General features: G+C 68.6%; 18 protein-coding genes. 10 read left to right on the forward strand and 8 right to left on the reverse strand.

Translation table 11 applies throughout. The features are described 5' to 3' along the window. Positions 1 to 5: 5 nt before the first annotated feature. Both E1H18_RS14630 and E1H18_RS14635 read right to left on the reverse strand, forming a co-directional pair. Positions 6 to 845 (reverse strand): DUF3626 domain-containing protein, encoded by an 840-nt coding sequence (locus E1H18_RS14630; RefSeq protein ID WP_172269669.1) that lies wholly within the window; start codon positions 843 to 845, stop codon positions 6 to 8. 24 nt (positions 846 to 869) lie between these two features. Beyond that, positions 870 to 1,958, reverse strand: coding sequence for an alpha/beta hydrolase (locus tag E1H18_RS14635; protein WP_172269671.1), 1,089 nt, complete (start codon positions 1,956 to 1,958; stop codon positions 870 to 872). 118 nt (positions 1,959 to 2,076) lie between these two features. Between E1H18_RS14635 and E1H18_RS14640 the strand changes: the two genes are divergently transcribed. Further along, positions 2,077 to 2,454: a hypothetical protein gene (locus E1H18_RS14640; protein ID WP_206679070.1), complete on the forward strand. Its 378-nt coding sequence runs from the start codon at positions 2,077 to 2,079 to the stop codon at positions 2,452 to 2,454. A gap of 7 nt (positions 2,455 to 2,461) precedes the next feature. Here E1H18_RS14640 and E1H18_RS14645 read toward each other — a convergent pair whose 3' ends face one another. Genes E1H18_RS14645 through E1H18_RS14655 form a run of 3 tightly spaced genes read right to left on the reverse strand, consistent with a single transcriptional unit; the run spans position 2,462 to position 8,056 of the window. After that, positions 2,462 to 5,704: an error-prone DNA polymerase gene (locus tag E1H18_RS14645; RefSeq protein WP_172269675.1), complete on the reverse strand. Its 3,243-nt coding sequence runs from the start codon at positions 5,702 to 5,704 to the stop codon at positions 2,462 to 2,464. After that, a complete protein-coding gene (locus E1H18_RS14650; RefSeq protein WP_241736038.1) occupies positions 5,701 to 7,353 on the reverse strand; it encodes a DNA polymerase Y family protein in 1,653 nt (550 codons plus the stop codon). Before E1H18_RS14650 ends, E1H18_RS14645 begins: the two co-directional genes overlap by 4 nt. Beyond that, a complete protein-coding gene (locus tag E1H18_RS14655) occupies positions 7,268 to 8,056 on the reverse strand; it encodes an ImuA family protein (RefSeq protein WP_172269677.1) in 789 nt (262 codons plus the stop codon). Before E1H18_RS14655 ends, E1H18_RS14650 begins: the two co-directional genes overlap by 86 nt. A 140-nt stretch (positions 8,057 to 8,196) precedes the next feature. Here E1H18_RS14655 and E1H18_RS14660 point away from each other — a divergent pair, with 140 nt between their 5' ends. Beyond that, complete coding sequence (locus E1H18_RS14660; protein ID WP_172269679.1) at positions 8,197 to 9,249, forward strand: FkbM family methyltransferase; 1,053 nt, start codon at positions 8,197 to 8,199, stop codon at positions 9,247 to 9,249. A gap of 23 nt (positions 9,250 to 9,272) precedes the next feature. Here the strand turns inward: E1H18_RS14660 and E1H18_RS14665 are convergent, their stop codons facing one another. The 3 genes from E1H18_RS14665 to E1H18_RS14675 all read right to left on the reverse strand — a co-directional run bounded on the left by E1H18_RS14665 (position 9,273) and on the right by E1H18_RS14675 (position 12,649). After that, positions 9,273 to 9,644 carry a VanZ family protein gene (locus tag E1H18_RS14665; protein WP_172269681.1) on the reverse strand — a complete coding sequence of 124 codons (372 nt, stop codon included), beginning with the start codon at positions 9,642 to 9,644 and terminating at the stop codon, positions 9,273 to 9,275. Positions 9,645 to 9,736: 92 nt separating this feature from the next. Beyond that, on the reverse strand, positions 9,737 to 11,317 hold the full coding sequence (gene serA / locus E1H18_RS14670; protein WP_172269683.1) for a phosphoglycerate dehydrogenase: 1,581 nt from the start codon (positions 11,315 to 11,317) through the stop codon (positions 9,737 to 9,739). A gap of 156 nt (positions 11,318 to 11,473) precedes the next feature. Next, positions 11,474 to 12,649, reverse strand: a complete 1,176-nt coding sequence (locus E1H18_RS14675; RefSeq protein ID WP_172269685.1) for a phosphoserine transaminase — start codon at positions 12,647 to 12,649, stop codon at positions 11,474 to 11,476. Between the two features lie 367 nt (positions 12,650 to 13,016). On the opposite strand from E1H18_RS14675, the gene E1H18_RS14680 reads away from it, so the two are divergent. The 8 genes from E1H18_RS14680 to E1H18_RS14715 all read left to right on the forward strand — a co-directional run bounded on the left by E1H18_RS14680 (position 13,017) and on the right by E1H18_RS14715 (position 21,084). Continuing rightward, on the forward strand, positions 13,017 to 13,364 hold the full coding sequence (locus E1H18_RS14680) for a hypothetical protein (protein ID WP_172269687.1): 348 nt from the start codon (positions 13,017 to 13,019) through the stop codon (positions 13,362 to 13,364). 39 nt (positions 13,365 to 13,403) lie between these two features. Beyond that, complete coding sequence (locus E1H18_RS14685) at positions 13,404 to 13,868, forward strand: hypothetical protein (RefSeq protein WP_172269689.1); 465 nt, start codon at positions 13,404 to 13,406, stop codon at positions 13,866 to 13,868. Between the two features lie 112 nt (positions 13,869 to 13,980). Then, positions 13,981 to 15,879, forward strand: coding sequence for an ATP-binding protein (locus E1H18_RS14690; RefSeq protein ID WP_172269691.1), 1,899 nt, complete (start codon positions 13,981 to 13,983; stop codon positions 15,877 to 15,879). Between the two features lie 165 nt (positions 15,880 to 16,044). Then, a complete protein-coding gene (locus tag E1H18_RS14695; protein WP_172269693.1) occupies positions 16,045 to 17,493 on the forward strand; it encodes a catalase in 1,449 nt (482 codons plus the stop codon). A gap of 11 nt (positions 17,494 to 17,504) precedes the next feature. Further along, a complete protein-coding gene (locus E1H18_RS14700) occupies positions 17,505 to 18,293 on the forward strand; it encodes an alpha/beta fold hydrolase (RefSeq protein WP_206679071.1) in 789 nt (262 codons plus the stop codon). A 175-nt stretch (positions 18,294 to 18,468) separates the two neighbouring features. Then, the gene (locus tag E1H18_RS14705) at positions 18,469 to 19,185 is read left to right on the forward strand and encodes a hypothetical protein (protein ID WP_206679072.1); all 717 of its coding nucleotides are present in this window, start codon (positions 18,469 to 18,471) and stop codon (positions 19,183 to 19,185) included. Between the two features lie 143 nt (positions 19,186 to 19,328). Further along, entirely contained in the window at positions 19,329 to 20,165 is an 837-nt protein-coding gene (locus tag E1H18_RS14710; protein WP_206679078.1) for an alpha/beta fold hydrolase, read from the forward strand. Between the two features lie 73 nt (positions 20,166 to 20,238). Then, positions 20,239 to 21,084 carry an alpha/beta hydrolase gene (locus E1H18_RS14715; RefSeq protein WP_206679073.1) on the forward strand — a complete coding sequence of 282 codons (846 nt, stop codon included), beginning with the start codon at positions 20,239 to 20,241 and terminating at the stop codon, positions 21,082 to 21,084. Positions 21,085 to 21,162: the final 78 nt, after the last annotated feature.

The raw sequence follows: 21,162 nt of genomic DNA on the forward strand, positions 1-21,162 counted from the left end.
TCACCTCAAACTCCGGGCAGCGGCCCGCCGAACCGGGCCAGGCAATGCCAGGCCTGTTTCAGGGTCTGAAAGTCCAGCCCCGCCCCGCGCACCGCGCCCAGGTCGCGTGGGGTCAGGGGCTGGTCGCCCGGCAGCGCCGCCAGAAGTCCCGCCGCGTGTTCGCCCCTATAGGCCGCGCAGCGGGGCAGCTCGGAGCGGGGAAGCCGGAAACCCTCGTGCCATTCGACCCGGCAGGGCAGGCGCGCGGTGGCGGCTTCGACGCGGGTCCCGGCATGGCTGGGATCCAGCACGATGGCCTCGACATCCTCCTCGATCCGGATCGCGCCGTGCACATGGGCCTCGATATAGTCGTCGAGTATGTCCAGGCCGGCGGCGTTGCGTTCGGCCAGCGCGATCAACGCCATGCGGTCGCCGACCCCGAAATCCTCCGGCTCCAGATGGCTGTCGGGATAGCAGAAGGTGACGCGCGCCAACGCCGCCGGGCGCAGGCGGATATGGGCTGAGCCGAACCTCGGAGACCCGCCGACGTCCCAGCCGCGATAGTTCAACGCCCCGTACTTGGGACGCATCGCCGGCGGCTGCTGGTCATAGACGCCGCCGAAGATCCGGCTTTCCCAGCGCCAGCGATCGCCGCCGGCATGGGCCGTCAGTCCGCCGTTGCTGGACGCCGTCTCGAACTGCGAGCGATAGACGCCGTCGCGCGCCAGCGCGTCGATCATCAGCCCAGCCCCATGCGGAGCGTCCGGATGGAAGTTCAGCGTGACCGAACAGCCCTGGGGCGCGGGCGCGCCCAACGACCGGTCGGCGACGTGGCGAACGGCGAGCGTCCAGCAAGGTTCAACCATGGCCTCCCCCTTCGAGCGCCCGGCCTAAGGCGCCGGCTTTCGATCTGCCCGGACCTTGGCGCCGTGCCCCGTCAAGGTCAGCCCTCGCGTGTCGAAGGCGACGTCGAGATCGGCCGAGTAGGCGTAGAAACGGTTCGCGCCGTTCGGCATCAGATAGACTGACGGTTGGTCGTCAATCTGCGCCGCCAGCCAGTTTTCGAACCCCGGCTTGATCGTCAGGATGCGGCCATCAGGCAGGGCATAGACGCCGACATGACGGGCCAGATCGCCGGCCGACAATGGCGCGTACGGCAGGTCGACCGGCACGGTGGGCGGCAGCACGAAGCGGAAGCCGTCCAGCATCATGGCCGGATAGAACGAAAGATGGTTCTCGCCCGGATACGACCGGGCCTGCAGCGTCACGCCGGGGCCCGCTCTGAACGCAGCGGCCAGGGCGGCAAAGCCCTGTCCCATGTCGTGCTTCTCCGCGGTCGTGACATCCTCGGCCCCGCCCACGGCGAGAAAGACCCGCCGCCCCTGCGCCCCAACGGCGGCCTTGGCCACCCGGTCCGCCAGGCCGGGATCTCTCAAGGGCGGTACGCTGCCGATTATGTAGCCGGCGAAGGCGCCCGGATCGCCGGCGAAGATATTGGCGGCAAGCACCCCGCCCAGCGAATGGCCGAAGAGCACCGAGCCGGCGGGATCGGCCGGATACCGCGCCTCGATGAAGGGCTTCAGGTCCTGGCGCAGGAACGCCTCGAAGGCCGCCCCGCCGCCGCCGCGCGTGGCGCCGTCCACCGTGAAGGGATGGTGCGTGAAGTCCTGGTCCCGGGACGACGGCTGGCCGCGGATAAAGCCGATGCTGACGACGATCGCCGGCGCCATCATCGCGCGTCCGCCCAGGAAGACGCTGTTGGGCCCGGCCAGGCCGTAGCCGCCGTCCAGCGCATAGATCGTCGCCAGCTTCTGACCGGGCAGGACGACCTTGGCGCCGGGGAGCTGGACGGTGACCTCGTAGTCGCGGCCCAGGCGATCGGAGCGGACGACGAACCGCGTCGCGTTCTGCTGGGTGACGGAAGCTTCCGACACCACCGTCAGGGGATCGGCGATCGCCGGAGACCCCGACGACGTCATGAGCCCGATCGCCAGACATGCCGCTATAATCCGGTGCATAGCCCCTCCCGCATCCTCAGGTTAAGCTGGAGGGCGCAGATGTCCAAAAGGTGGCGCGGGAGAGGCGACGATGGGCGTGATGGCGATGACGATCACCTGGCTTCTGCTGGCGGTCGGAGCGGCTGCGCCGCCGCATGCCAAGCGGCAGATCATCCCCACGCCGCAGGTCGCGGTTCGAGCCTGCGTGGACCTCCTCGGGCTGAAGGCCGAATGCGGCGCTCGGTTTCCCGATCAGTCCTTCTGCTACGCGGCCGACGCGTTCGGCCGTTGCGATGGCGATCCAAGCTGTTTCGACCCGGACGGGACCCAGGTGCGCTGCGCCTTGCCGGTCCGGCAGATCGATCCATGCCCCGGGCGCCCCATCATCGCGCTGAACGACAAGGGCCTGGTGATCAGGATCGCGTCGCACATAACCCAGATGCGGCTCTGCCCGGCCGAGAAGACCCTGCCTTTCTAGGGCGTCCTCAGTGGAAGTCCCGGCTTCTCAACAGCCGTCCCGATACCTTCTGGCGGACGCGCGGAGCCGGCGCGCCGGGCTCGTCCCTTAGCGTCGAGAGGTGAGCCGACAGGTCAGTGAAGCCCTCGGCCACCACATGGATGACGCCCTCGGCCTTCTGCACCCGGCCGTGCACGACCAGGAACGAGGCGGTCATCACCACGCTGCGATCGGCCTCGAAACGGTCCTTCCAGACCACGGCGTTGGCCACGCCCGTCTCGTCCTCCAGGGTCACGAACACCACGCCCTTGGCCGTGCCCGGCCGCTGGCGGATCAGCACCAGGCCCGCCACCGACACCTTGCGGCCGTCCTTCACCTGCGTCAGCTGGTCGGCGGTAATCACCCCGCGCCGGGTCAGCATCGACCGGTAGAAGCCGACGGGATGAGCCTTCAAGGAGAGGCTGGTGGTGCGATAGTCCTCGGCCACCTGCTGCGGCGCGCCCATGGCCGGCAGGGCGACCTTGTCCTCGAACAGGGGTAGGCCTGCCAGCAACGGCGCCTGCACTGGCGCCTTGTGCTCCCCCTTCAGCCCCTTGACCGCCCACAGCGCCTCGCGGCGGGTGAGGCCGACGGAGGCGAAGGCGTCGGCCTCGGCCAACAGTTCGAGGGCGCGCTGCGGCACTCCGCCCTGTGCGAACTCGGCGGGGGTGCGGGCGCCTTCCTCCCTGGCCCGAAGCAATGGGGGGATGTCGCCTTTCTCCTTCAGGCCCTTGATCTGGCGGAAGCCCAGGCGGACGGCTTTCCAGTGAGGGCGGGTCTCCTGGCAGGCGATCTTGTCCTCGCGGTTTCTCGGCGCGCGGAAGCCGACCGTCATCGGCTCCAGGGTGCAATCCCAGTCGCTGGTCATGATGTCGGGCGGCAAGACCTCGACCCCATGCTCGCGCGCGTCCCGCACCAGCTGGGCCGGCTGGTAGAAGCCCATCGGCTGGGAGTTGATCAGCGCCGCGCAGAAGACGTTCGGCCAGGCCCATTTGATCCAGGCCGAGATGTAGACCAGCTTGGCGAACGACGCCGCGTGGCTCTCCGGGAAACCGTAGTGGCCGAAGCCCTCGATCTGCTTGAAGCACCGCTCGGCGAAGCCCCGATCGTAGCCGCGCCCCGCCATGCCCTCGACGAACTTGTCCCGGTACTCGGCCGGCGTGCCCAGGTTACGGAAGGTAGCCATCGCCTTGCGCAGGCCGTCGGCCTCGTCCGGCGTGAACTTGGCCGCCTCGATGGCCAGGCTCATGGCCTGCTCCTGGAACAGCGGCACGCCGAAGGTCTTGCCCAGGATGCCTTTCAGCTCGTCTTTGGGGCCGTGCTCCGGCGCCGGCGCCGGCCAGTCCACCGGCTCGATCCCGTTCTTCCGCTTCAGATAGGGGTGGACCATGTCGCCCTGGATCGGCCCCGGGCGAACGATCGCCACCTCGATGACCAGGTCGTAGAACTCCCGGGGCTTCAGGCGCGGCAGCATCGACATCTGCGCCCGGCTCTCGACCTGGAAGACCCCGATGCTGTCGGCCTTGCACAGCATGTCATAGACGCCGGGTAGCTCCTTGGGGACGTCGGCCAGGTCGACGATCGGCTGGCCGTGATCGTTGCGCAGCATGCCGAAGGCCCGCTGGATCGCCGTCAACATGCCCAGCGCCAGCACGTCGACCTTCATCAGCTTGAGGCTGTCGATGTCGTCCTTGTCCCACTCGATGAAGGTGCGGTCGTTCATGGCCGCATTGCCGATCGGGACGGTCTCGTCCAGCCGCCGCTTGGTCAGGACGAAGCCGCCGACATGCTGCGACAGGTGGCGCGGGAAGCCCATCAGCTCGGTGGCCAGCGCCACCGCGCGGGCGATCTCCGGCGCCGTCGGATCCAGGCCCGCATTGCGCAGGTGCTCCTCGGGCAGGCCGTCGCCCCAGCTGCCCCAGACGGTGTTGGCCAGCAGGCTGGTGACATCCTCGGTCAGCCCCAGGGCCTTGCCGACGTCGCGGATGGCGCTGCGCGGGCGGTAGTGGATCACCGTTCCGCAGATGGCCGCGTACTCCCGGCCGTAGCGCTCATAGACGTATTGCATCACCTCCTCGCGCCGCTCGTGCTCGAAGTCGACATCGATATCGGGCGGCTCGCCGCGGTTCTCGGAGATGAAGCGGGTGAACAGCAGGCGGTGCTCGGTCGGGTCGATCGCCGTCACGCCCAGGCAGTAGCAGACCGAGGAATTGGCGGCCGAGCCGCGCCCCTGGCACAGGATGCCCATCTCCCGCGCCTTCTGGACGATGTCGTGCACGGTGATGAAGTAGTTGGGGTAGTCCATCTTAGCGATCAGCCGCAGCTCTTCCTTGAGCTGGGCGACGACCTTGGGATCCACCCCGCCCGGATAGCGCCAGGCCGCGCCCTGCCAGGTCAGGTCGGTCAGGTGCTGCATCGCCGTCTTGCCGGGCGGGACCGGCTCGTCGGGATATTGCTCGTCGAGCTGCCCCAGGTCGAAGTCGATCCGCGCCACGATCTCCCCGGTCCGCTCGACCGCCCGCGGCCAGCGGTCGAACAGCCGGGCCATCTCGCCCGGGGCCTTGATATGGCGCTCGGCATTGGCCTCCAGATGGAAGCCGGCCTCCTGGATCGTGCAGTGCTGGCGAACGCAGGTGATGACGTCCTGCAGCGGCCGCCGCTCGGGGCCGTGATAGAGCACGTCGTTGGTCGCCACGATCGGCGCGCCGGCCGCGCGGCCCAGGTCGTCCAGCCGTGACAGGCGCTGGAGATCGCGCGCGGCGTAGCCTCGGCTGGCCGCCAGCCAGCTGCGGCCGCGCAGATCGCCGGCCATCCGGGCCAGGTCCCGCTCGAAGGTCTCGTCCAGCGTCGTGGGCGGCACGATCAGCCCCAGCTGGCCGTCGGAATGGTCCAGGAAATCCTGCCAGGACAGATGACACTCGCCCTTCTTCCCACGCCGCTGGCCCAAGGTCAGCAGTCGGGTCAGGCGGCCGAAGGCCTCCCGGTTGGTCGGGTAGCAGAGCAGGCTGGGCGCCCCTTCCATGAAGTCCAGACGGCAGCCGGTCAGCACCCGGACGTTGCGCGTCTTGGCCGCCGTCCAGCCACGCACGACGCCGGCCAGGGTGTTGCGATCGGTGATCCCGATGGCCGCGATCCCCAGAGCTTCGGCGGCGATCGCCAGCTCCTCCGCGTGCGACGCCCCGCGCAGGAAGGAGAAGTTGGTCGTGGTCTGGAGCTCGGCATAGGCGGTCATCCAAACAGCCCATGGATCCACCACTTCGGCGCTTCCTCGCCGTCATAGAAGCCCTGGCGATAGATCCAGAACCGGCCGCCGGCGTCGTCCTCCACGCGGTAATAGTCGCGGATCTTGCCGGGGCCGGTGTCAGTCTCGCCGACGCCGGCGCGCCACCATTCCTGGCCGATGCGTTCAGGGCCCTCGGCCCGACGGACGCGGTGCGGGCGGCCGCGCCAGGTGAACAGGCGCGGCGGGTAGTCGGGCAGTTCCGCGGCGATGGCGACGATCGCCTCGGGACGCCGGAACAGCCGCACCGGACGCGGGCGGTCGGGGTCCCACCGGACCGCGGCCGGCGGATCCAGCGGGGCGTTGCGGATGACCGAGCGCTCGGGGACGTGGCTCTCATAGGGATCGGCGCGCCAGACGCGGTTCTCGCCCAGGCGGTTGACCAGGCGATCCACCAGCGGGGCCAGGGTCTCGTCGAGGCTGGTCCCGGTTTCCGCATCCAGCCGGTCCTGGGCGGCGGCCAGGGGCTCGACGGCGTAGGCGTGGACGGTGACCACCTCGACGCCGAAACCGGGATCAACCTTGTCCAGCTTGGGGACGATCAGCTTGGTCAGCCGCCTGGCGTCGCGGCCAATACGGGCCAGGCCCGCGCGCACCGCATAGGCCTTGCCGTCCAGGCGGTGGAACACGACCTCGAAGCGCTTGGCCCCGCGGCCCTCGGCCTCCAGGCGCTGGCAGATCAGGGCCAGGGCGTCGCCAGCGACGCGGGCCAGATCCTCGGGCGCGCTGATCGGCTCGAAGAAGGCGATCCGGTCGGACCAGGGATTGGCCGGACGGCGGAACGTCAGGGCCTCGGCGGCCAGGCCCAGAGCCTGGTCCAGACGCAGGGTCGCCGCCAGGCCGAAGCGCTTGGCCAGCTGGGCGCGCGGCAGGGCGAAGAGCTGGCCGACATGGTGCAGCCCCAGGCGCGGCAGCTGGGCCTCGGCGGCGTCCTCCAGGCGCAGGGCCGCGACCGGCAGGGCCTCGATCGCCGCGCGCTGCTGGCCCGGCGGGGCGATGGCCAGGTCGTCGCCGTAGCGGGCCAGGGCCCAGGCCGCGCCTGCGGTGTCGGCGATCGCGGCCCGCGCCGGCACGCCCCAGCGCGCCAGCCGCGCGGCCAGGTCGACCAGCATCTCGCCCTCCCCGCCCCACAGGTGGTCGGTCCCGGTGATGTCCAGGAACAGGCCATCGGTCCCGTCGACCGCCACGGCCGGCGAGAAGCGGACCAGCCAGTCACTGAGCGCCTCCAGCGCGGCGCGGTCGGCGGCCGGATCGTGGTCGAAGGTGACCAGGGTCGGGACCAGGGCCAGGGCGTCGGCGGCCTTCTGGTCGGGATGAAGGCCCAGGGCGCGGGCGGTCTCGTCGACGGCGGCTAGGCGGCGGGTTCCGGCTTCGGTGGCCAGGAGGGCGAAGGGAGGGTCTGACTTGCCCCCTCCGGATGCTGCGCATCCTCCTCCCCCGGAGGGGGAAGACGGGGTACGGCGGTCGTCTTTCCCCTCCGGGGGAGGAGCGTCGAAGACGCGGAGGGGGCCCGTGTCAGCCGACCTGCCGCAGCCTGGGTTCCGCCGCCGCCACGTCGTGATCGGCCAGTTGGGACACCAGACGGAAAGGATGCGGGCCATGGCCGGCCTCCTGTTGTTCCAAGATCCAGGCGCCGGGACGTCCGCCCCGGCAGCGTTCGAGTTCGACCCGCCAGCGCGGCGGACCCAGGCCGATGTCGTCGGCGGGCGGCGGCGCGGGCGACGGGCCGATCCGCCAGCGGCTGAACGACGCCGAGCCCGAGGTCGTCCGCGCCTTGCCGCCGCCATACGGTCTTCGGTGCAGCACCACTCCGAAACTGCCCCGCCGCTCGCTGGCCAGCTGCAGGCGGCGACCGGCGGTCAGGTCGGGAGCCTCAGCCTCGCCGACCGCAGCGGCGACACCCTGAGTGGACAAGGCGTCCTCCAGCACCGACAGGGTCTCGGCCTCGTCACGAGTGCGGACCTGGATCAGCCGCTCGGCCGGAAAGCCGAGACCCGCCAGGCCGGGCGCGAACAGGTCGCTGCGCCGAGCCACCCAGACGATCGCGCCGGTCGTCACCAGCGGCCGCAGCAAGAGGCCGACGAAGGCCGCGGGCGCCGCGCTGGTCTCGTCCTCCAGCCCCGCCCCGGTCACCTCGTGCCAGCCGCCCAGCGGCAGGCCGCCGCCCGGGAAGCAGCCGTCGATAGCTGGATCGCCGAACGGCAGGACCGGAGTCGGAGTCCAAGTCCCCGCTTCGATCGCGGCGATCCGGCCTCTCAGGGCCGCAAGACGCGCCTCGCGCGATCCGGCCATTCCCAACTCCATTGTTCCTATTTTGTTCTGATCCTGCGCGCCGGGAGAGTCAAGGCCGGGGAATCGCGCCGCCCCGCGTGCGCTGGCGAGCTGAGCCAGTTGTGCGAGACTGCCGCACGCCCTGATTCTCCGGGCCCTGCATCGAGGAAGCCATGAACCCCGACGTCCTAGAAGGCTTGCGCTTCCAGGGTTATTCGCCCCGCACCCTGCTCGATGTCGGCGTCGATGCGGGCGCCTCCACCCAAGGCTTGCTGCAGACCTTTCCGGACTGCGTTCCTACCCTGATCGCGCCCGATCAGGCGGCTGGCCTGGACGACGCCTTCGCCGGTCATCGCTTCGACTTCGTCCGGATCGACGCTCAGGGCTCGGCGCTGGGCGTGCTGAATGGCGGCCAGGCCTTACTGCGCCAGGCCGACTATATCCTCATCCAGATCCCGCTGGCCGATACCGCCCAGGCCGAGCCGGTGCTGGCCCAACTGGCGGCGATGGGTTTCCGCACCGCGCAGGTCATCGACGTCCAGCGTCAGGACTTCCTGTTCGAGCGCGCCGTCCGCCGTCCGACCCAGAACTATCGCTACGGCCCGCTGCACGGCCATGGCCCGCTGATGGACTATCTGCGCGACCAGAAGGCCAAGTGTCCGGACTTCAGCGTCATCGATGTCGGGGCCGCCGCCAATCCGTGGTCGGGCGAGGTGCTGAACGCCACCTTCGACATGGGCGACTGCGCCGTGGCGCCCCTGCATTTCCGCGGCAATTTCAACGACAGCCGCAGCTGGGACGAGGTGCTGCGCCACGTGGCCAAGCACGGCCGCTTCTCCTACGCGATCTGCTCGCACACCCTGGAAGACCTGGCCTATCCGGCCATGGCGCTGGAGATGCTGCCGCGCATCGCCGACGCCGGCTATGTCTGCGTGCCGTCCCGCTACCTGGAATCCCTGCGCCCCGAGAGCCCCTATCGCGGCTTCATCCATCACCGCTGGGTGCTGGACAATGTCGGCCCTGACCTGATCCTGGCCCCGAAGATTCCGCTGGTCGAGTTCCTGACCATGGAGGCCGAGGCGGACTGGGGCGCTCAGACCGACCGCTTCGAATTCCAGATGCACTGGCGCGGGGCCATCGCCTTCAATCCGATGAACGGCGACTATCTGGGCCCGACCCGCGATGCGGTGATCGGCATGTACGGCCAGTTCTTCAACCGTCCCTGATCGGGCGCCCCTGATCCGGGCGCTTACGCCTCGTCCGCGTTCATCCAGCGGGTGACGATGATGGGGCCGAAGAAGAAGCCAATGCCCAGCACGTCGGCGACCACGTCGAAGACGTCGCAGTCGCGGCCCACGATCGGCAGGCCCTGGATGATCTCGATGGCGACACCGAAGGCCAGCAGCACCGCGCCGATCTTCCAGGGGCGGCTCTTGGGCAGGGCCATCGTCGCCAGGAAGGTCAGGCCGTAGAAGACGATGAAGTGCTTGGCCTTGTCCCACGGGATCAGGCCGGCGGTGTCATCGCCCGGCGCGACCGCCGCATAGAGCGTGAAGATCGTGGCGGCGACGAAGACCAGCAGGCCTGGCCAGCGGACCTTGCGAGGAATGAGCAGGGACATGGGATCCTGATACGAGAAGGGGGAGCTCCACTGGAGCTCCCCCTTTAAAGACATCGGATGACGGCGTCTTCCAGGCGAAGACGACGCTTTCCTTAGAAGGTCAGCGCGCGCGCTTCTTTCACGTGCGGCAGGGCCTGGATCTTGGCCAGCAGGTCGGCGGCCGGAGCCTGATCGACGCCGACCAGGGCGATCGCATCTTCATCCGCGGAGAGACGGCCCAGGTTGAAGGTGGCGATGTTGACGCCCGCCTCGCCCAGCAGCATGCCCAGCGCGCCGATGAAGCCCGGCTTGTCCAGGTTGTTGATGTACAGCATGGCCGGCGAGAAGCCCGCGTCCAGCTCCATGCCCTTGACCTCGACGATGCGCGGCGCGCCGGCGATCACCGTGCCGGCGAAGGCGCGCTTGCCCTTCTCGGTGGTGATGGTCACGCGCATCAGGCTGTCATAGGTGGGGCTGACTTCCTGGCGGCTTTCCGAGACGGTGATGCCGCGATCCTTGGCGACGGCCGGGGCCGAAACCATGTTGATCTCGGCCAGCATCGGCTTCAGCACGCCGGCCAGGGCGGCCGAGGTCATCGGCTTGACGTTCAGCTTCGAGGCTTCGCCCTCGAAGGCGATGTCGATGGCCTTGATGCCGAAGTCGACCATCTGGCCGGCCAGGGCGCCGATCTTCTCGGCCAGGGCCACGAACGGCTTCAGCTTGGGGGCTTCTTCGGCGGTGATCGACGGGCTGTTGAGGGCGTTGGTGACGGCGCCGGTCAGCAGGTAGTCGCTGACTTGCTCGGCGACCTGCAGGGCGACGTTCTCCTGCGCTTCCGACGTCGAGGCGCCCAGGTGCGGGGTGGCCACGACCTTGTCCGAACCGAACAGCGGGTTTTCCTTGGCCGGCTCGGTGACGAACACGTCGAAGGCCGCGCCGCCGACATGGCCGTCGTCCAGCAGCTTGCGCAGAGCGGCTTCGTCCACGAGACCGCCGCGGGCGCAGTTGACGATCAGCACGCCCTTCTTGGTCTTGGCCAGGTTCTCGGCCGACAGGATGTTGCGGGTCTTGTCGGTCAGCGGGGTGTGCAGGGTGATGACGTCGGCGCGGGCCAGCAGCTCTTCCAGCTCGACCTTCTCGACGCCGATTTCCACCGCGCGTTCCGGCGACAGGAAGGGGTCGTAAGCGACGACCTTCATCTTCAGGCCCAGGGCGCGGTCGGCGACGATGCCGCCGATGTTGCCGGCGCCGATCAGGCCCAGGGTCTTGGCGTACAGCTCAACACCCATGAAGCGGTTCTTCTCCCACTTGCCGGCCTGGGTGGAGGCGTCGGCGGCGGGCAGCTGGCGAGCCAGGGCGAACATCATGGCGATGGCGTGCTCGGCCGTGGTGATAGAGTTGCCGAAGGGCGTGTTCATCACGACGATGCCCTTGGCCGTGGCGGCCGGGATATCGACATTGTCAACGCCGATGCCGGCGCGAGCGATGACCTGCAGCTTGTTGGCGGCGGCGATCACGTCCTTGTCGAGCTTGGCGCCCGAGCGGATGGCGATGCCGTCATAGTCGCCGATCACGGCGATCAGTTCGTCTTTCGACAGGCCGACCTTGATGTCGAAGTCGACGCCGCGGTTCTTGAAGATGTCGACGGCGGCGGGGCTGAGCTTGTCGGCGATGAGGACGCGGGGAGCGGTCATGGGCGGGATTTCCTTGCGGAGAATGTCTGTGAAGGCCCCCTCCACCGCCATTCGGCGGTCCCCCTCCCCCAAGAGGGGGAGGAAAGTTCCACTCCGCCCCCGTCTGGGGGCGGACAGACCTGCGTCAGCAGGTCAGGTGGGGGCTAGTGCTGACTTTTAAGCGGCGGCCAGTTCGGCCGAGACGGTGGCGAAGGCCCAGTCGAGCCAGGGCGTCAGGGCTTCGAGATCCGAAGCCTCGACCGTGGCGCCGCACCAGATGCGCAGGCCGGCCGGGGCGTCGCGATAGCCGCCGATGTCGAGGGCTGCGCCCTCCTTCTCGAGCAGGCTGGCCAGCTTCTTAGCGAAGTCGGCCTGAGCGTCGTCCGGCAGGGCGGCGATCGTCGGATCGACGACCTTCAGGCACACCGAGGTGTTGGAGCGGATGTCCGGCGTCGCGGCCAGGAAGTCGACCCACTCGGTCTTGGCGACCCAGTCGGCCAGCACGGCCAGGTTCTGGTCGGCGCGGGCCTGCATGCCCTGCAGACCGCCGATCGAGGCGCCCCACTTCAGGGCGTCCAGGGCGTCTTCGACACAGAGCATCGACGGGGTGTTGATCGTCGCGCCTTCGAAGATGTCGGCGGCGATCTTACCGTTCTTGGTCATGCGGAACAGCTTCGGCATCGGCCAGGCCGGCGTGTAGCTTTCCAGGCGGGCCACGGCGCGCGGCGACAGGATCAGGATCCCGTGCGCGCCCTCGCCGCCCAGGGCCTTCTGCCAGGAGAAGGTCACGACATCGAGCTTGGCCCAGTCCAGGTCCTGGGCGAAGGCGGCGCTGGTGGCGTCGCAGATCACGATGCCTTCGCGGTCGGCCGAGATGAAGTCGGCGTTCGGGACGCGCACGCCCGAGGTCGTGCCGTTCCAGGTGAAGACCAGGTCCTTGGCCGGATCGACCTTGGTCGTGTCGGGCAGCTGGCCGTACGGGGCGCTCAGCACCTCGACGTCGGGCAGCTTCAGTTGCTTGGTGACGTCCGTGACCCAGTCCTTGCCGAAGGACTCGAAGGCCATCAGTTGCACGGGGCGGGCGCCGAGCATCGACCACAGGGCCATCTCGACGGCGCCGGTGTCCGAACCGGCGACGATGCCGATCAGGAAGTCGGCCGGCACTTCCAGCACTTCGCGCGTCTGGTCGATGGCGGCCTTCAGGCGCGACTTGCCCGGCTTGCTGCGGTGCGAGCGGCCGAGGACGGCGTTGTTCAGATTTTCGGGGGTCCAGCCGGGCCGTTTGGCGCAGGGGCCAGAAGAGAACTCGGGGCGCGCCGGGCGGATCGCCGGCTTGGCGAGGGTCGTAGTCATAGCGATGTCTCCCATCCTTACAGATGGACTGCACCCCGTTGGGGGGGTGTGGCCCGCCGGCGAAGAACCGCGTTTCGGCGACGATTGCAAGGAGAGATTTGTCGCGGCGAGCGCTCAAACCCTCCCCTCGCGGCAAAGGCTTGCCGAAAATGGGGATTTGCAAGTCGATCAAGGCATAGATCAGTCTTCGCCCGGCAAGCGAATTTCGCCGCGAAGTATTTCACAGGTTGCGGCCAATACGCTCACACACGTCTGGCGCGCAATATTAAATTTGCGACATAAGCGCGCACAAACCCGTTTCCGGTAGAGACAGTTTTTAACCATCTGTTAAGGTTAATGCGTTGTTAACCGGTCGGGGATGAGACCCATGGAAAACGTGTTTTTGGCTTCTGCCGCTCAAACCAAGCTGCACCGCCTGGAAGCGGCTCTCGAAGACGTGAAACTGCTGGCTGGCAGCCTTGAAGGCGACCTGGTCCAGCTGCGTCGCGAGCTGAACATCTCGGCCACGGTGGCCCAGAGCGTGATGAACCACATCCACGGCGCGCAAGCCGCCATGGGCGCGGCGCAAAAGGACATCGCCGCCAGCCACGTGAAGCTGGACGCCCTGCGCGACCGCTTCGCGATTCCGGTCACCGACACCGGCGTCTGGAAGGAAGACGACCTCAGCGCGCCCACGGGCAGCGCCGAAGTGGTCCCGATGACTCAAGTTGGCTGATTACTTGGGATTTACCATCGGCGCCCTATGAGGGCGTCGATGGGAGTTCCTGCCAACATTATCGCTCTGCTGCTGCTGCCGCTGACGGTGATCGTCGGCGGCGCAGCGATCTGGCAGGGGCGCACCGCCGAGCGCATGGCCGGCCTCGCCCTGCTGGGCACCCTCGTTCTCCAGATCATCGTCATGCTCGTTTCGCGCCGCCTGGGCGCGACGGTGCAGCAGGTCGCGCCCGTGCTGGACGTGGCGATCAGCCTGATCCTGGGCCTGGTGTTCCTGTGGGCCGCGCTCAAGCACAACAGCCGCTGGCTGGGCTTCGCCTTCTTCGTCCAGGGCGCCGAACTGACGATCTCGGCCTACTTCCTGGGCCCTGACGCCGCGCTGGCGCCGGGCGTCTATTATCGCCTGCTCAACATCATGACCCTGGCGACCGTCATCCTGCTGGCCATCGCCACGGGCCAGGCGATTCTCAACCGCCGCCGCGAACGTCCCCAAGAGCAGGCCTAGGTTCCAGGCGCGGCGCTATGCTGCAACCGCTGGAAGCAAAACGTTAGGAACATGGCGCTAGTCTAACGAAGACTTTTCTTCGGGCGCGTCCCTGTACGCGCTTCTGGACGCCATGACTCACAGTCGAAACCAGGCCGCGCCAACGCACGCGCCGCTCCAGGGGCGGATCGCGCAGGTCGCCCTGCTGACGACGGTCGTCGCCCTGGTCGCCGCCTGCATGTGCTTCATGTTGCAGCAATGGAGCGTGGCCCGTCAGGAAGCCCGCTCCAATCACGAGATCCTGGTCGAGATGGTCGCCTCCAGCGCCGTCGCGCCTCTGGCCGATCACAATCCGGTCGCCCTCTACCGCACCCTGGAATCCGCCGCCAAGGCCCGCGACGTCCGCGCCGTGCGCATCACCGACCAGCGCGGCCACGTGGTCGCCGCCCTGGGCGATGACCATGTCGACAAGGGCGGCGTCCTGACCCGGCCGATCAAGCTGGGCGCCGAGACGATCGGCCACCTGACGATCACCACCGCCCCGCCGGCGATCAGCCAGATCCTGGCCCGCGATCTTGCCTTGACCGGCGCTTTGTTCTTCGGCTCGGCGGGCCTGGCCATCCTGCTGGCCAACAGCCTGGCCCGTCGCATGGCCCGCCCGATGGAGCGCCTGTCGGCCGCCATGCACGAGACCGCCGTGGGCGGCCGCTTCCAGCCCGTGGAAGAGGCCAAGGGCGACGACGACGTCTTCCACAGCCTGACCGAAAGCTTCAACCACCTGGTGGGCCGCCTCGAGACCAACGACCAGGACCTGCGCGGCGCCATGGCCGAACTGGTCAAGGCCCGCGACGAGGCCAATGCCGCCAACGTCCTGAAGTCGCACTTCCTGGCCAATATGAGCCACGAGATCCGCACGCCCCTGAACGGCGTGCTGGCCATGGCCGAGGTCATGGCCATGGACGACCTGTCCTCGCCCCAGCGCGAGCGGCTGGCGGTGATCCGCGAGTCGGGCGCCATGCTGCTGGGCGTGCTGAACGACGTGCTGGACCTGTCCAAGATCGAGGCCGGCCGCCTGGAGATCCAGGATCGTCCGTTCGACATCGCCCAGCTGGCCCAGACCATCCGCGACACCTATGGCCCGCAAGCCCGCGACAAGGGTCTGGCCTTCGAGGTGACGGTCGTGTCCGAGGCCCAAGGCCTGTGGCGCGGCGACGTCGACCGCCTGCGCCAGATCCTGGGTAACCTGATCTCCAACGCCCTGAAGTTCACGCTGGAAGGCGCCGTCGCGGTTCGCTTCGCCTCGGCCGAGGACGGTTCTGGCCTGCGCATCGACGTGGCCGACACCGGCATCGGCATTCCGGCCGACATCCTGCCCAGCCTGTTCGACAAGTTCGTCCAGGCCGACAGCTCGACCACTCGCCGCTTCGGCGGCTCGGGTCTGGGTCTGTCGATCTGCCGCGAGGTGGCGGCGCTGATGAACGGCTCGATCAAGGTCCAGAGCCGCGAAGGCCGCGGCTCGACCTTCACCGTGCTGGTCGGCCTACCGCGCGAGGAAACGCCGGGCGAGGTTCACTATATCGACGACACCCAGGCGCCGCCCCCGCGCCCGCTGCCGGACCTGCCTGGACACACCCCCCGCCTGCGGGTGCTGGCCGCCGACGACAATCCGACCAACCAGAAGGTCATCGAGGCCGTGCTGGCCCCGCTGGACGCGGAGCTGGTGCTGGTCGGCGACGGCGAGGCCTGCGTCACGGCCTGGAAGGCGGCGACGTTCGACATCGTGCTGATGGATATCCACATGCCCGGCATGGACGGCGTCGAGGCCGCCCGCGCCATCCGCGCCCTGGAAGCCGAGACCGGCCGCCCCCGCACGCCGATCGTCGCGGTCACCGCCAACGCCCTGGCCCACCAGATCGAGGACTATCTGGCGGCGGGCATGGACGGCCACGTCGCCAAGCCCGTCGAGGTCACCAAGCTCTATTCGGCCATCGAAACCGCCATGGCCGCGGCCCGACTCGCGCACGCCGCCTGAGGGATCAGCAAGCAGGTCTCTGGCCCGCTGGACCGCTCCGAGATCACCGTGAAGATCCATCGCCGCGCCGCGACGCGGACGATCGGCGGCAGAACGCGCCGTTCCGTCCAATAACCCGCGTCCGGAACCCGGCAAGCTCCCGTCATCGCCAGACCGGAGCGGATCATGTCGGACCACCGTCTCACCCATGCCAGCGGCGCGCCCGTCGTCGACAACGTCAACATCCAGACGGCCGGCCTGCGCGGTCCCGCCCTGCTGCAGGACGTCTGGCTGATCGAGAAGCTGGCCCACTTCGACCGCGAGGTGATCCCCGAGCGGCGCATGCACGCCAAGGGCTCGGGCGCCTACGGGACCTTCATGGTGACCGGCGACATCAGCCGCCACACCCGCGCGGCGCTGTTCGCGCAGATCGGCAAGCAGACGCCGGTCTTCGTGCGCTTCTCGACCGTGGCCGGCGAGCGCGGCGCGGCCGACGCCGAGCGCGACATCCGTGGCTTCGCGATCAAGTTCTACACCGAAGAGGGCAACTGGGACCTGGTGGGCAACAACACCCCGGTGTTCTTCTTCCGCGATCCGCTGCGCTTCCCCGACCTGAACCACGCGGTCAAGCGCGACCCCCGCACCGGCATGCGCAGCGCCCAGAACAACTGGGACTTCTGGACCCTGCTGCCCGAAGCCCTGCACCAGGTGACCATCGTGATGAGCGACCGCGGCCTGCCGCGCGGCTATCGCCACATGCACGGCTTCGGCAGCCACACCTTCAGCTTCGTCAGCGCGCTGGGCGAGCGGAGCTGGGTCAAGTTCCACCTGCGCACCCACCAGGGCGTGGAAAACCTGACCGATGCGGAGGCCCAGGACCTGGTCGGCCAGGATCGCGAGAGCAGCCAGCGCGACCTGTTCGAGGCCATCGAGCAGGGCGACTATCCACGCTGGACGCTGTCGGTTCAGGTGATGACCGAGCTGGAGGCCCAGGCCTTCCCGTTCAATCCGTTCGACCTAACCAAGGTCTGGCCCAAGGGCGACTTCCCGTTGATCGAGGTGGGCGTCCTGGAGCTGAATCGTAATCCCGACAACGTCTTCGCCGAGGTCGAGCAGGCCGCCTTCACCCCGGCCAATGTCGTGCCGGGCGTCGGCTTCTCGCCCGACCGGATGCTGCAGGCGCGATTGTTCTCGTACGGCGACGCCCAGCGCTATCGGCTGGGGGTCAACTTCAATCACATCCCGGTCAACGCTCCGCGCTGCCCGGTCCATGCCTACCACCGCGACGGCGCCATGCGCACCGACGGCAATCTGGGGGCCACGCCGACCTACTGGCCCAACAGCCGCGGCGAATGGATCGACCGGCCCGAGCTGGCGGAGCCGCCTCTGGCCCTGGACGGCGCAACCGCCCACTGGGACCACCGCCTGGACGACGACCACTACCAGCAGCCGGGCGACCTCTTCCGGCTGATGAACCCGGCCCAGAGACAGGCCCTGTTCGACAACACCGCCCGTGCGATCGCCGGCGCCTCTCCTGAGGTCCAGCAACGCCACGTCGCCAACTGCGCCAAGGCCGATCCGGCCTATGGCGCGGGCGTGGCCGAAGCGATCACGCGCTTTTTCCCGCAACCCTGAAGGAGGCCGCCATGCCCCTGTCCGACATCGCCATCGGCCGACGCTGCGCCATGGGCGCCTTGCTGACCGCCACCCTCGCGCCCGCCCTGGCCAAAGCCGCAACCTCGAGCGGCCAATCCGTGAACGCCCCCACCCGCCATGCTGAGATCGGAGGCCGGCGACTAGCCTATCGCTCGATCGGGACCGGCCGCCCCATGGTGCTGTGCACCCGCTTTCGCGGCACGATCGACGACTGGGACCCCCTGTTCCTCGACAGCCTGGTCGCCCAAGGCTTCCGGGTCATCACCTTCGACTATTCGGGCCTGGGCCTGTCGACCGGCGAGAAATCCCTGAACCCGTTCGCCTGGGCCAAGGACGCCGACGACCTGATCACCGCCCTGAACCTGACTTCGGTGGTGCTCCTGGGCTGGTCGCTGGGCGGGATCGCCGCCCAGGCGGCGTTGGCGATCTTCCCGAACAAGATCAGCCATCTCGTCCTGATCGGCACGACGCCGCCAGGACCGGCCGCCAAGCTGGCCGAGCCGCTGTTCTACGAAGCCGCCGCCCGCCAGAACGACTTCGAGGACGAGGTGATCCTGTTCTTCGAGCCCCGTTCGCCGGCCAGCCGCGCGGCGGCCAAGGCCTCGCACGATCGCATCGCCGCCCGCACGGCCGAGCGCGCCCCGCCCGTCCCCTACCAATGGGCGGCGGCCAATCTCGGCGACGGGCCCAAGGCCGAGCCGTTTCCAGCCCCGCCGATCCTGGCGATCCTCAAGTCGACCACATCCCGATCCTGCACATCGGCGGCGATCACGACCTGATCTGCCCGATCGAGAACTGGTACGCGCTGAACGACCAGCTGCCGACCCTGCAGCTGCTGACCTACCCCAATGCCGGCCACGGTCCCCAGCACCAGCACCCCGTCTCCAGCGCCGCCCACATCGGGACCTTCGTCAAGGTCGCCGACTGATCTCCCTCGCCACTAGGAGTCCATCCATGCGTCGCCTCTCAACGCCGCTGATCCTGACCCTGAGCATCGCCGCCGCGCCCGCCTTGGCCCCGGCTCTCGCCCAGGAGATCACCTCGCCCAAGTCGCCCAAGGTCATGGCCGCCTTCGACATCGTCCGCACCTCGGTGAAGAGCGTCGGGCCCGAGATCGTCTTCCAGGTCCAGGTGGCCGGCAAGGCGGGCGAGCTGAAGCCCAAGGCCGTCGGCCAGTTCGCCGGCAGCGCGGTCTACAGCTATGTCTGGCCGACCTCGCTGGACAGCGGCGCGGTGGGCTTCGAGACCGCGCAAGGCATTCTCGCCCTGGCCGTGACCTTCCACCCCGACTTCGACGACGGCGCCGGCGGCGCGGTCAACCGTCACGTCTGGCACCCGCACTGGGTGGTGCTGGTCAAGGACGAAGCCTGCGGCGCCGGCGCCTTGAAAGTCCGCGACATTCCCGAGGGGACCAAGCCCAAGGTGCCGGCCACCTGGCCCGGCGTGCCGCTGCTGATCGACAGCCCGACCTACCCGACCGCGCTGGCCGCCGACACCGTCGAGGTCAAGGTCCCGGCCGAGGTCATCGGCGCGGTCGAGGGCGTGAAGTTCGACGGCGTCACCTCGGCCCTGAAGGTCAACGCCAACCTGCATGCGCCGCTGCTGTGCATCTCGGACGTCTTCGACGTGGCGTCCGGCGATCTCAGCCTGCCCGGCAAGGTGACCCGCTGATGGACGCCTTTCCGCCGATCACCGATGGCGCCTCGCGCCGCGGCGTCCTCACCAGCGGTTTCGGCATGGCCGTGCTGGCGATGACCTCCGCCTCCCCCGCCCAGGCCGCCGTCGCGGCGCAGACCTCCACAGGAGCCAAGACCATGAGCAGCGGTTTCGTCACCACCCAGGACGGCGTGCAGATCTTCTACAAGGACTGGGGTCCCAAGACCGCCCAGCCGATCGTGTTCCACCACGGCTGGCCGCTGTCGGCAGACGACTGGGACAACCAGATGCTGTTCTTCTACGCCCAGGGCTTCCGGGTGATCGCCCACGACCGCCGCGGCCATGGGCGCTCGACCCAGACCGACACCGGCAACGAGATGGACACCTACGCCGCCGACGTCGCGGCCCTGACCGACCATCTGGATCTCAAGAACGCTGTCCATATCGGCCACTCGACCGGCGGCGGCGAGGTCGCGCGCTATGTCGCCCGCGCCAAGCCCGGCCGCGTGGCCAAGGCCGTGCTGATCGGCGCGGTGCCGCCCATCATGGTCAAGTCCGCCCAGAACCCCGGCGGCCTGCCCATCGAAGTGTTCGACAGCTTCCGCGCCGCGCTCGTCGCCAACCGCGCCCAGTTCTACCACGACGTCCCCGCCGGCCCGTTCTACGGCTTCAACCGGCCGGGCGCGAAGGCCGACCAGGGCGTGATCTGGAATTGGTGGCGCCAGGGCATGATGGGCGGGGCCAAGGCCCATTACGACTGCATCAAGGCCTTCTCGGAAACCGACTTCACCGAGGATCTCAAGAAGATCGCCGTCCCGACCCTGGTCCTGCACGGCGACGACGACCAGATCGTGCCCTATGCCGACAGCGCCCCGCTCTCAGTCAAGCTGCTCAGGCACGGTCAGCTCAAGACCTACAAGGGCCTGGGCCACGGCGTCTGTACGATCAATCCGGACGTCGTGAACCCCGACCTGCTGGCCTTCATCAAGGCCTGAGCCATCCGGCCGCCTTCTGGGGGGCGCGGACCATTGCGCCCCCTCTCCTCCTCGTTCGATCCCGGAGCGGGCCATGACCCTGATGCCGAAACTCACCCTGGCCGAGGACACGGTCACCCACCCCGACGGACAGCAGATCTTCTTCCGGGCCTGGCGGCCGGTCTCGCCGCCCAAGGCCCAGGTGGTGATCTGCCACGGCCTCAATTCCCACAGCGGCCAGTATCGCTGGGTCGCCGAGCAGTTCGTCGCTCAAGGCCTGGCGGTCTATGCTGCGGATCTTCGCGGGCGCGGCCGTTCGGCCGGCGAGCGTTTCTATGTGGAGGCGGTCGAGGACTACGTCGCCGACCTGGCCATGATCATCGACCTCGCCAGGGCGCGCGACCCGCATCTGCCGACGTTCCTTCTAGGCCATAGCGTCGGCGGCGTGGTCGCCTGCACCTACGCGCTGGACCATCCGGGCGTGCTCGCGGGCCTGATCTGCGAGAGCTTCGCGCATCAGGCGCCGGTTCCCGACCTGGCCTTGACCCTGATCCGCGGCCTCAGCCACATCCTGCCGCGCCTGCCGGTGCTCAAGCTCAAGAACAGCGACTTCACACGTGATCCGGCTCTGCTCGCGGCGCTGGACGCCGATCCCTTGATCAAGGACGAGACACAGCCGGCCCGAACCGTCGCGGCTCTGGCGCGCGCGAACATCCGCCTCAAGCGCGACTTCCAAAAGATCACCCTGCCGGTGCTGATCCTGCACGGGACGGCCGATCGGGCGACCCTGGCCAGCGGCAGCCGGCTGTTCTTCGAGCGATCGCGGTCGTCCGACAAGACGCTCAAGCTCTATGAGGGACATGTCCACGACTTACTCGCCGACCTCGACAGGGCCGCGGTGATGGCCGACGTGAACGCCTGGATCGGCGCGCGCGCCTGAGCCGAAAAACATTGCTCTGCGAAATGAGCCCGTAGCCTACGGATTTCGCCCAAGCCCTGCGTGTTCACTGTCGAGGCC

Origin of the sequence: Caulobacter sp. RHG1 (genome assembly GCF_013181195.1) — a bacterium.
Lineage (GTDB): Bacteria > Pseudomonadota > Alphaproteobacteria > Caulobacterales > Caulobacteraceae > Caulobacter.

Bases quoted from the DNA above. Each gene is read 5' to 3' on its own strand.
- E1H18_RS14630 (WP_172269669.1), bottom strand. From the start codon at position 845: ATGGTTGAACCTTGCTGGACGCTCGCCGTTCGCCACGTCGCCGACCGG.
- E1H18_RS14635 (WP_172269671.1), bottom strand. From the start codon at position 1,958: ATGACGTCGTCGGGGTCTCCGGCGATCGCCGATCCCCTGACGGTGGTG.
- E1H18_RS14640 (WP_206679070.1), top strand. From the start codon at position 2,077: ATGGCGATGACGATCACCTGGCTTCTGCTGGCGGTCGGAGCGGCTGCG.
- E1H18_RS14645 (WP_172269675.1), bottom strand. From the start codon at position 5,704: ATGACCGCCTATGCCGAGCTCCAGACCACGACCAACTTCTCCTTCCTG.
- E1H18_RS14650 (WP_241736038.1), bottom strand. From the start codon at position 7,353: ATGGCCCGCATCCTTTCCGTCTGGTGTCCCAACTGGCCGATCACGACG.
- E1H18_RS14655 (WP_172269677.1), bottom strand. From the start codon at position 8,056: ATGGAGTTGGGAATGGCCGGATCGCGCGAGGCGCGTCTTGCGGCCCTG.
- E1H18_RS14660 (WP_172269679.1), top strand. From the start codon at position 8,197: ATGAACCCCGACGTCCTAGAAGGCTTGCGCTTCCAGGGTTATTCGCCC.
- E1H18_RS14665 (WP_172269681.1), bottom strand. From the start codon at position 9,644: ATGTCCCTGCTCATTCCTCGCAAGGTCCGCTGGCCAGGCCTGCTGGTC.
- serA (WP_172269683.1), bottom strand. From the start codon at position 11,317: ATGACCGCTCCCCGCGTCCTCATCGCCGACAAGCTCAGCCCCGCCGCC.
- E1H18_RS14675 (WP_172269685.1), bottom strand. From the start codon at position 12,649: ATGACTACGACCCTCGCCAAGCCGGCGATCCGCCCGGCGCGCCCCGAG.
- E1H18_RS14680 (WP_172269687.1), top strand. From the start codon at position 13,017: ATGGAAAACGTGTTTTTGGCTTCTGCCGCTCAAACCAAGCTGCACCGC.
- E1H18_RS14685 (WP_172269689.1), top strand. From the start codon at position 13,404: ATGGGAGTTCCTGCCAACATTATCGCTCTGCTGCTGCTGCCGCTGACG.
- E1H18_RS14690 (WP_172269691.1), top strand. From the start codon at position 13,981: ATGACTCACAGTCGAAACCAGGCCGCGCCAACGCACGCGCCGCTCCAG.
- E1H18_RS14695 (WP_172269693.1), top strand. From the start codon at position 16,045: ATGTCGGACCACCGTCTCACCCATGCCAGCGGCGCGCCCGTCGTCGAC.
- E1H18_RS14700 (WP_206679071.1), top strand. From the start codon at position 17,505: ATGCCCCTGTCCGACATCGCCATCGGCCGACGCTGCGCCATGGGCGCC.
- E1H18_RS14705 (WP_206679072.1), top strand. From the start codon at position 18,469: ATGCGTCGCCTCTCAACGCCGCTGATCCTGACCCTGAGCATCGCCGCC.
- E1H18_RS14710 (WP_206679078.1), top strand. From the start codon at position 19,329: ATGAGCAGCGGTTTCGTCACCACCCAGGACGGCGTGCAGATCTTCTAC.
- E1H18_RS14715 (WP_206679073.1), top strand. From the start codon at position 20,239: ATGACCCTGATGCCGAAACTCACCCTGGCCGAGGACACGGTCACCCAC.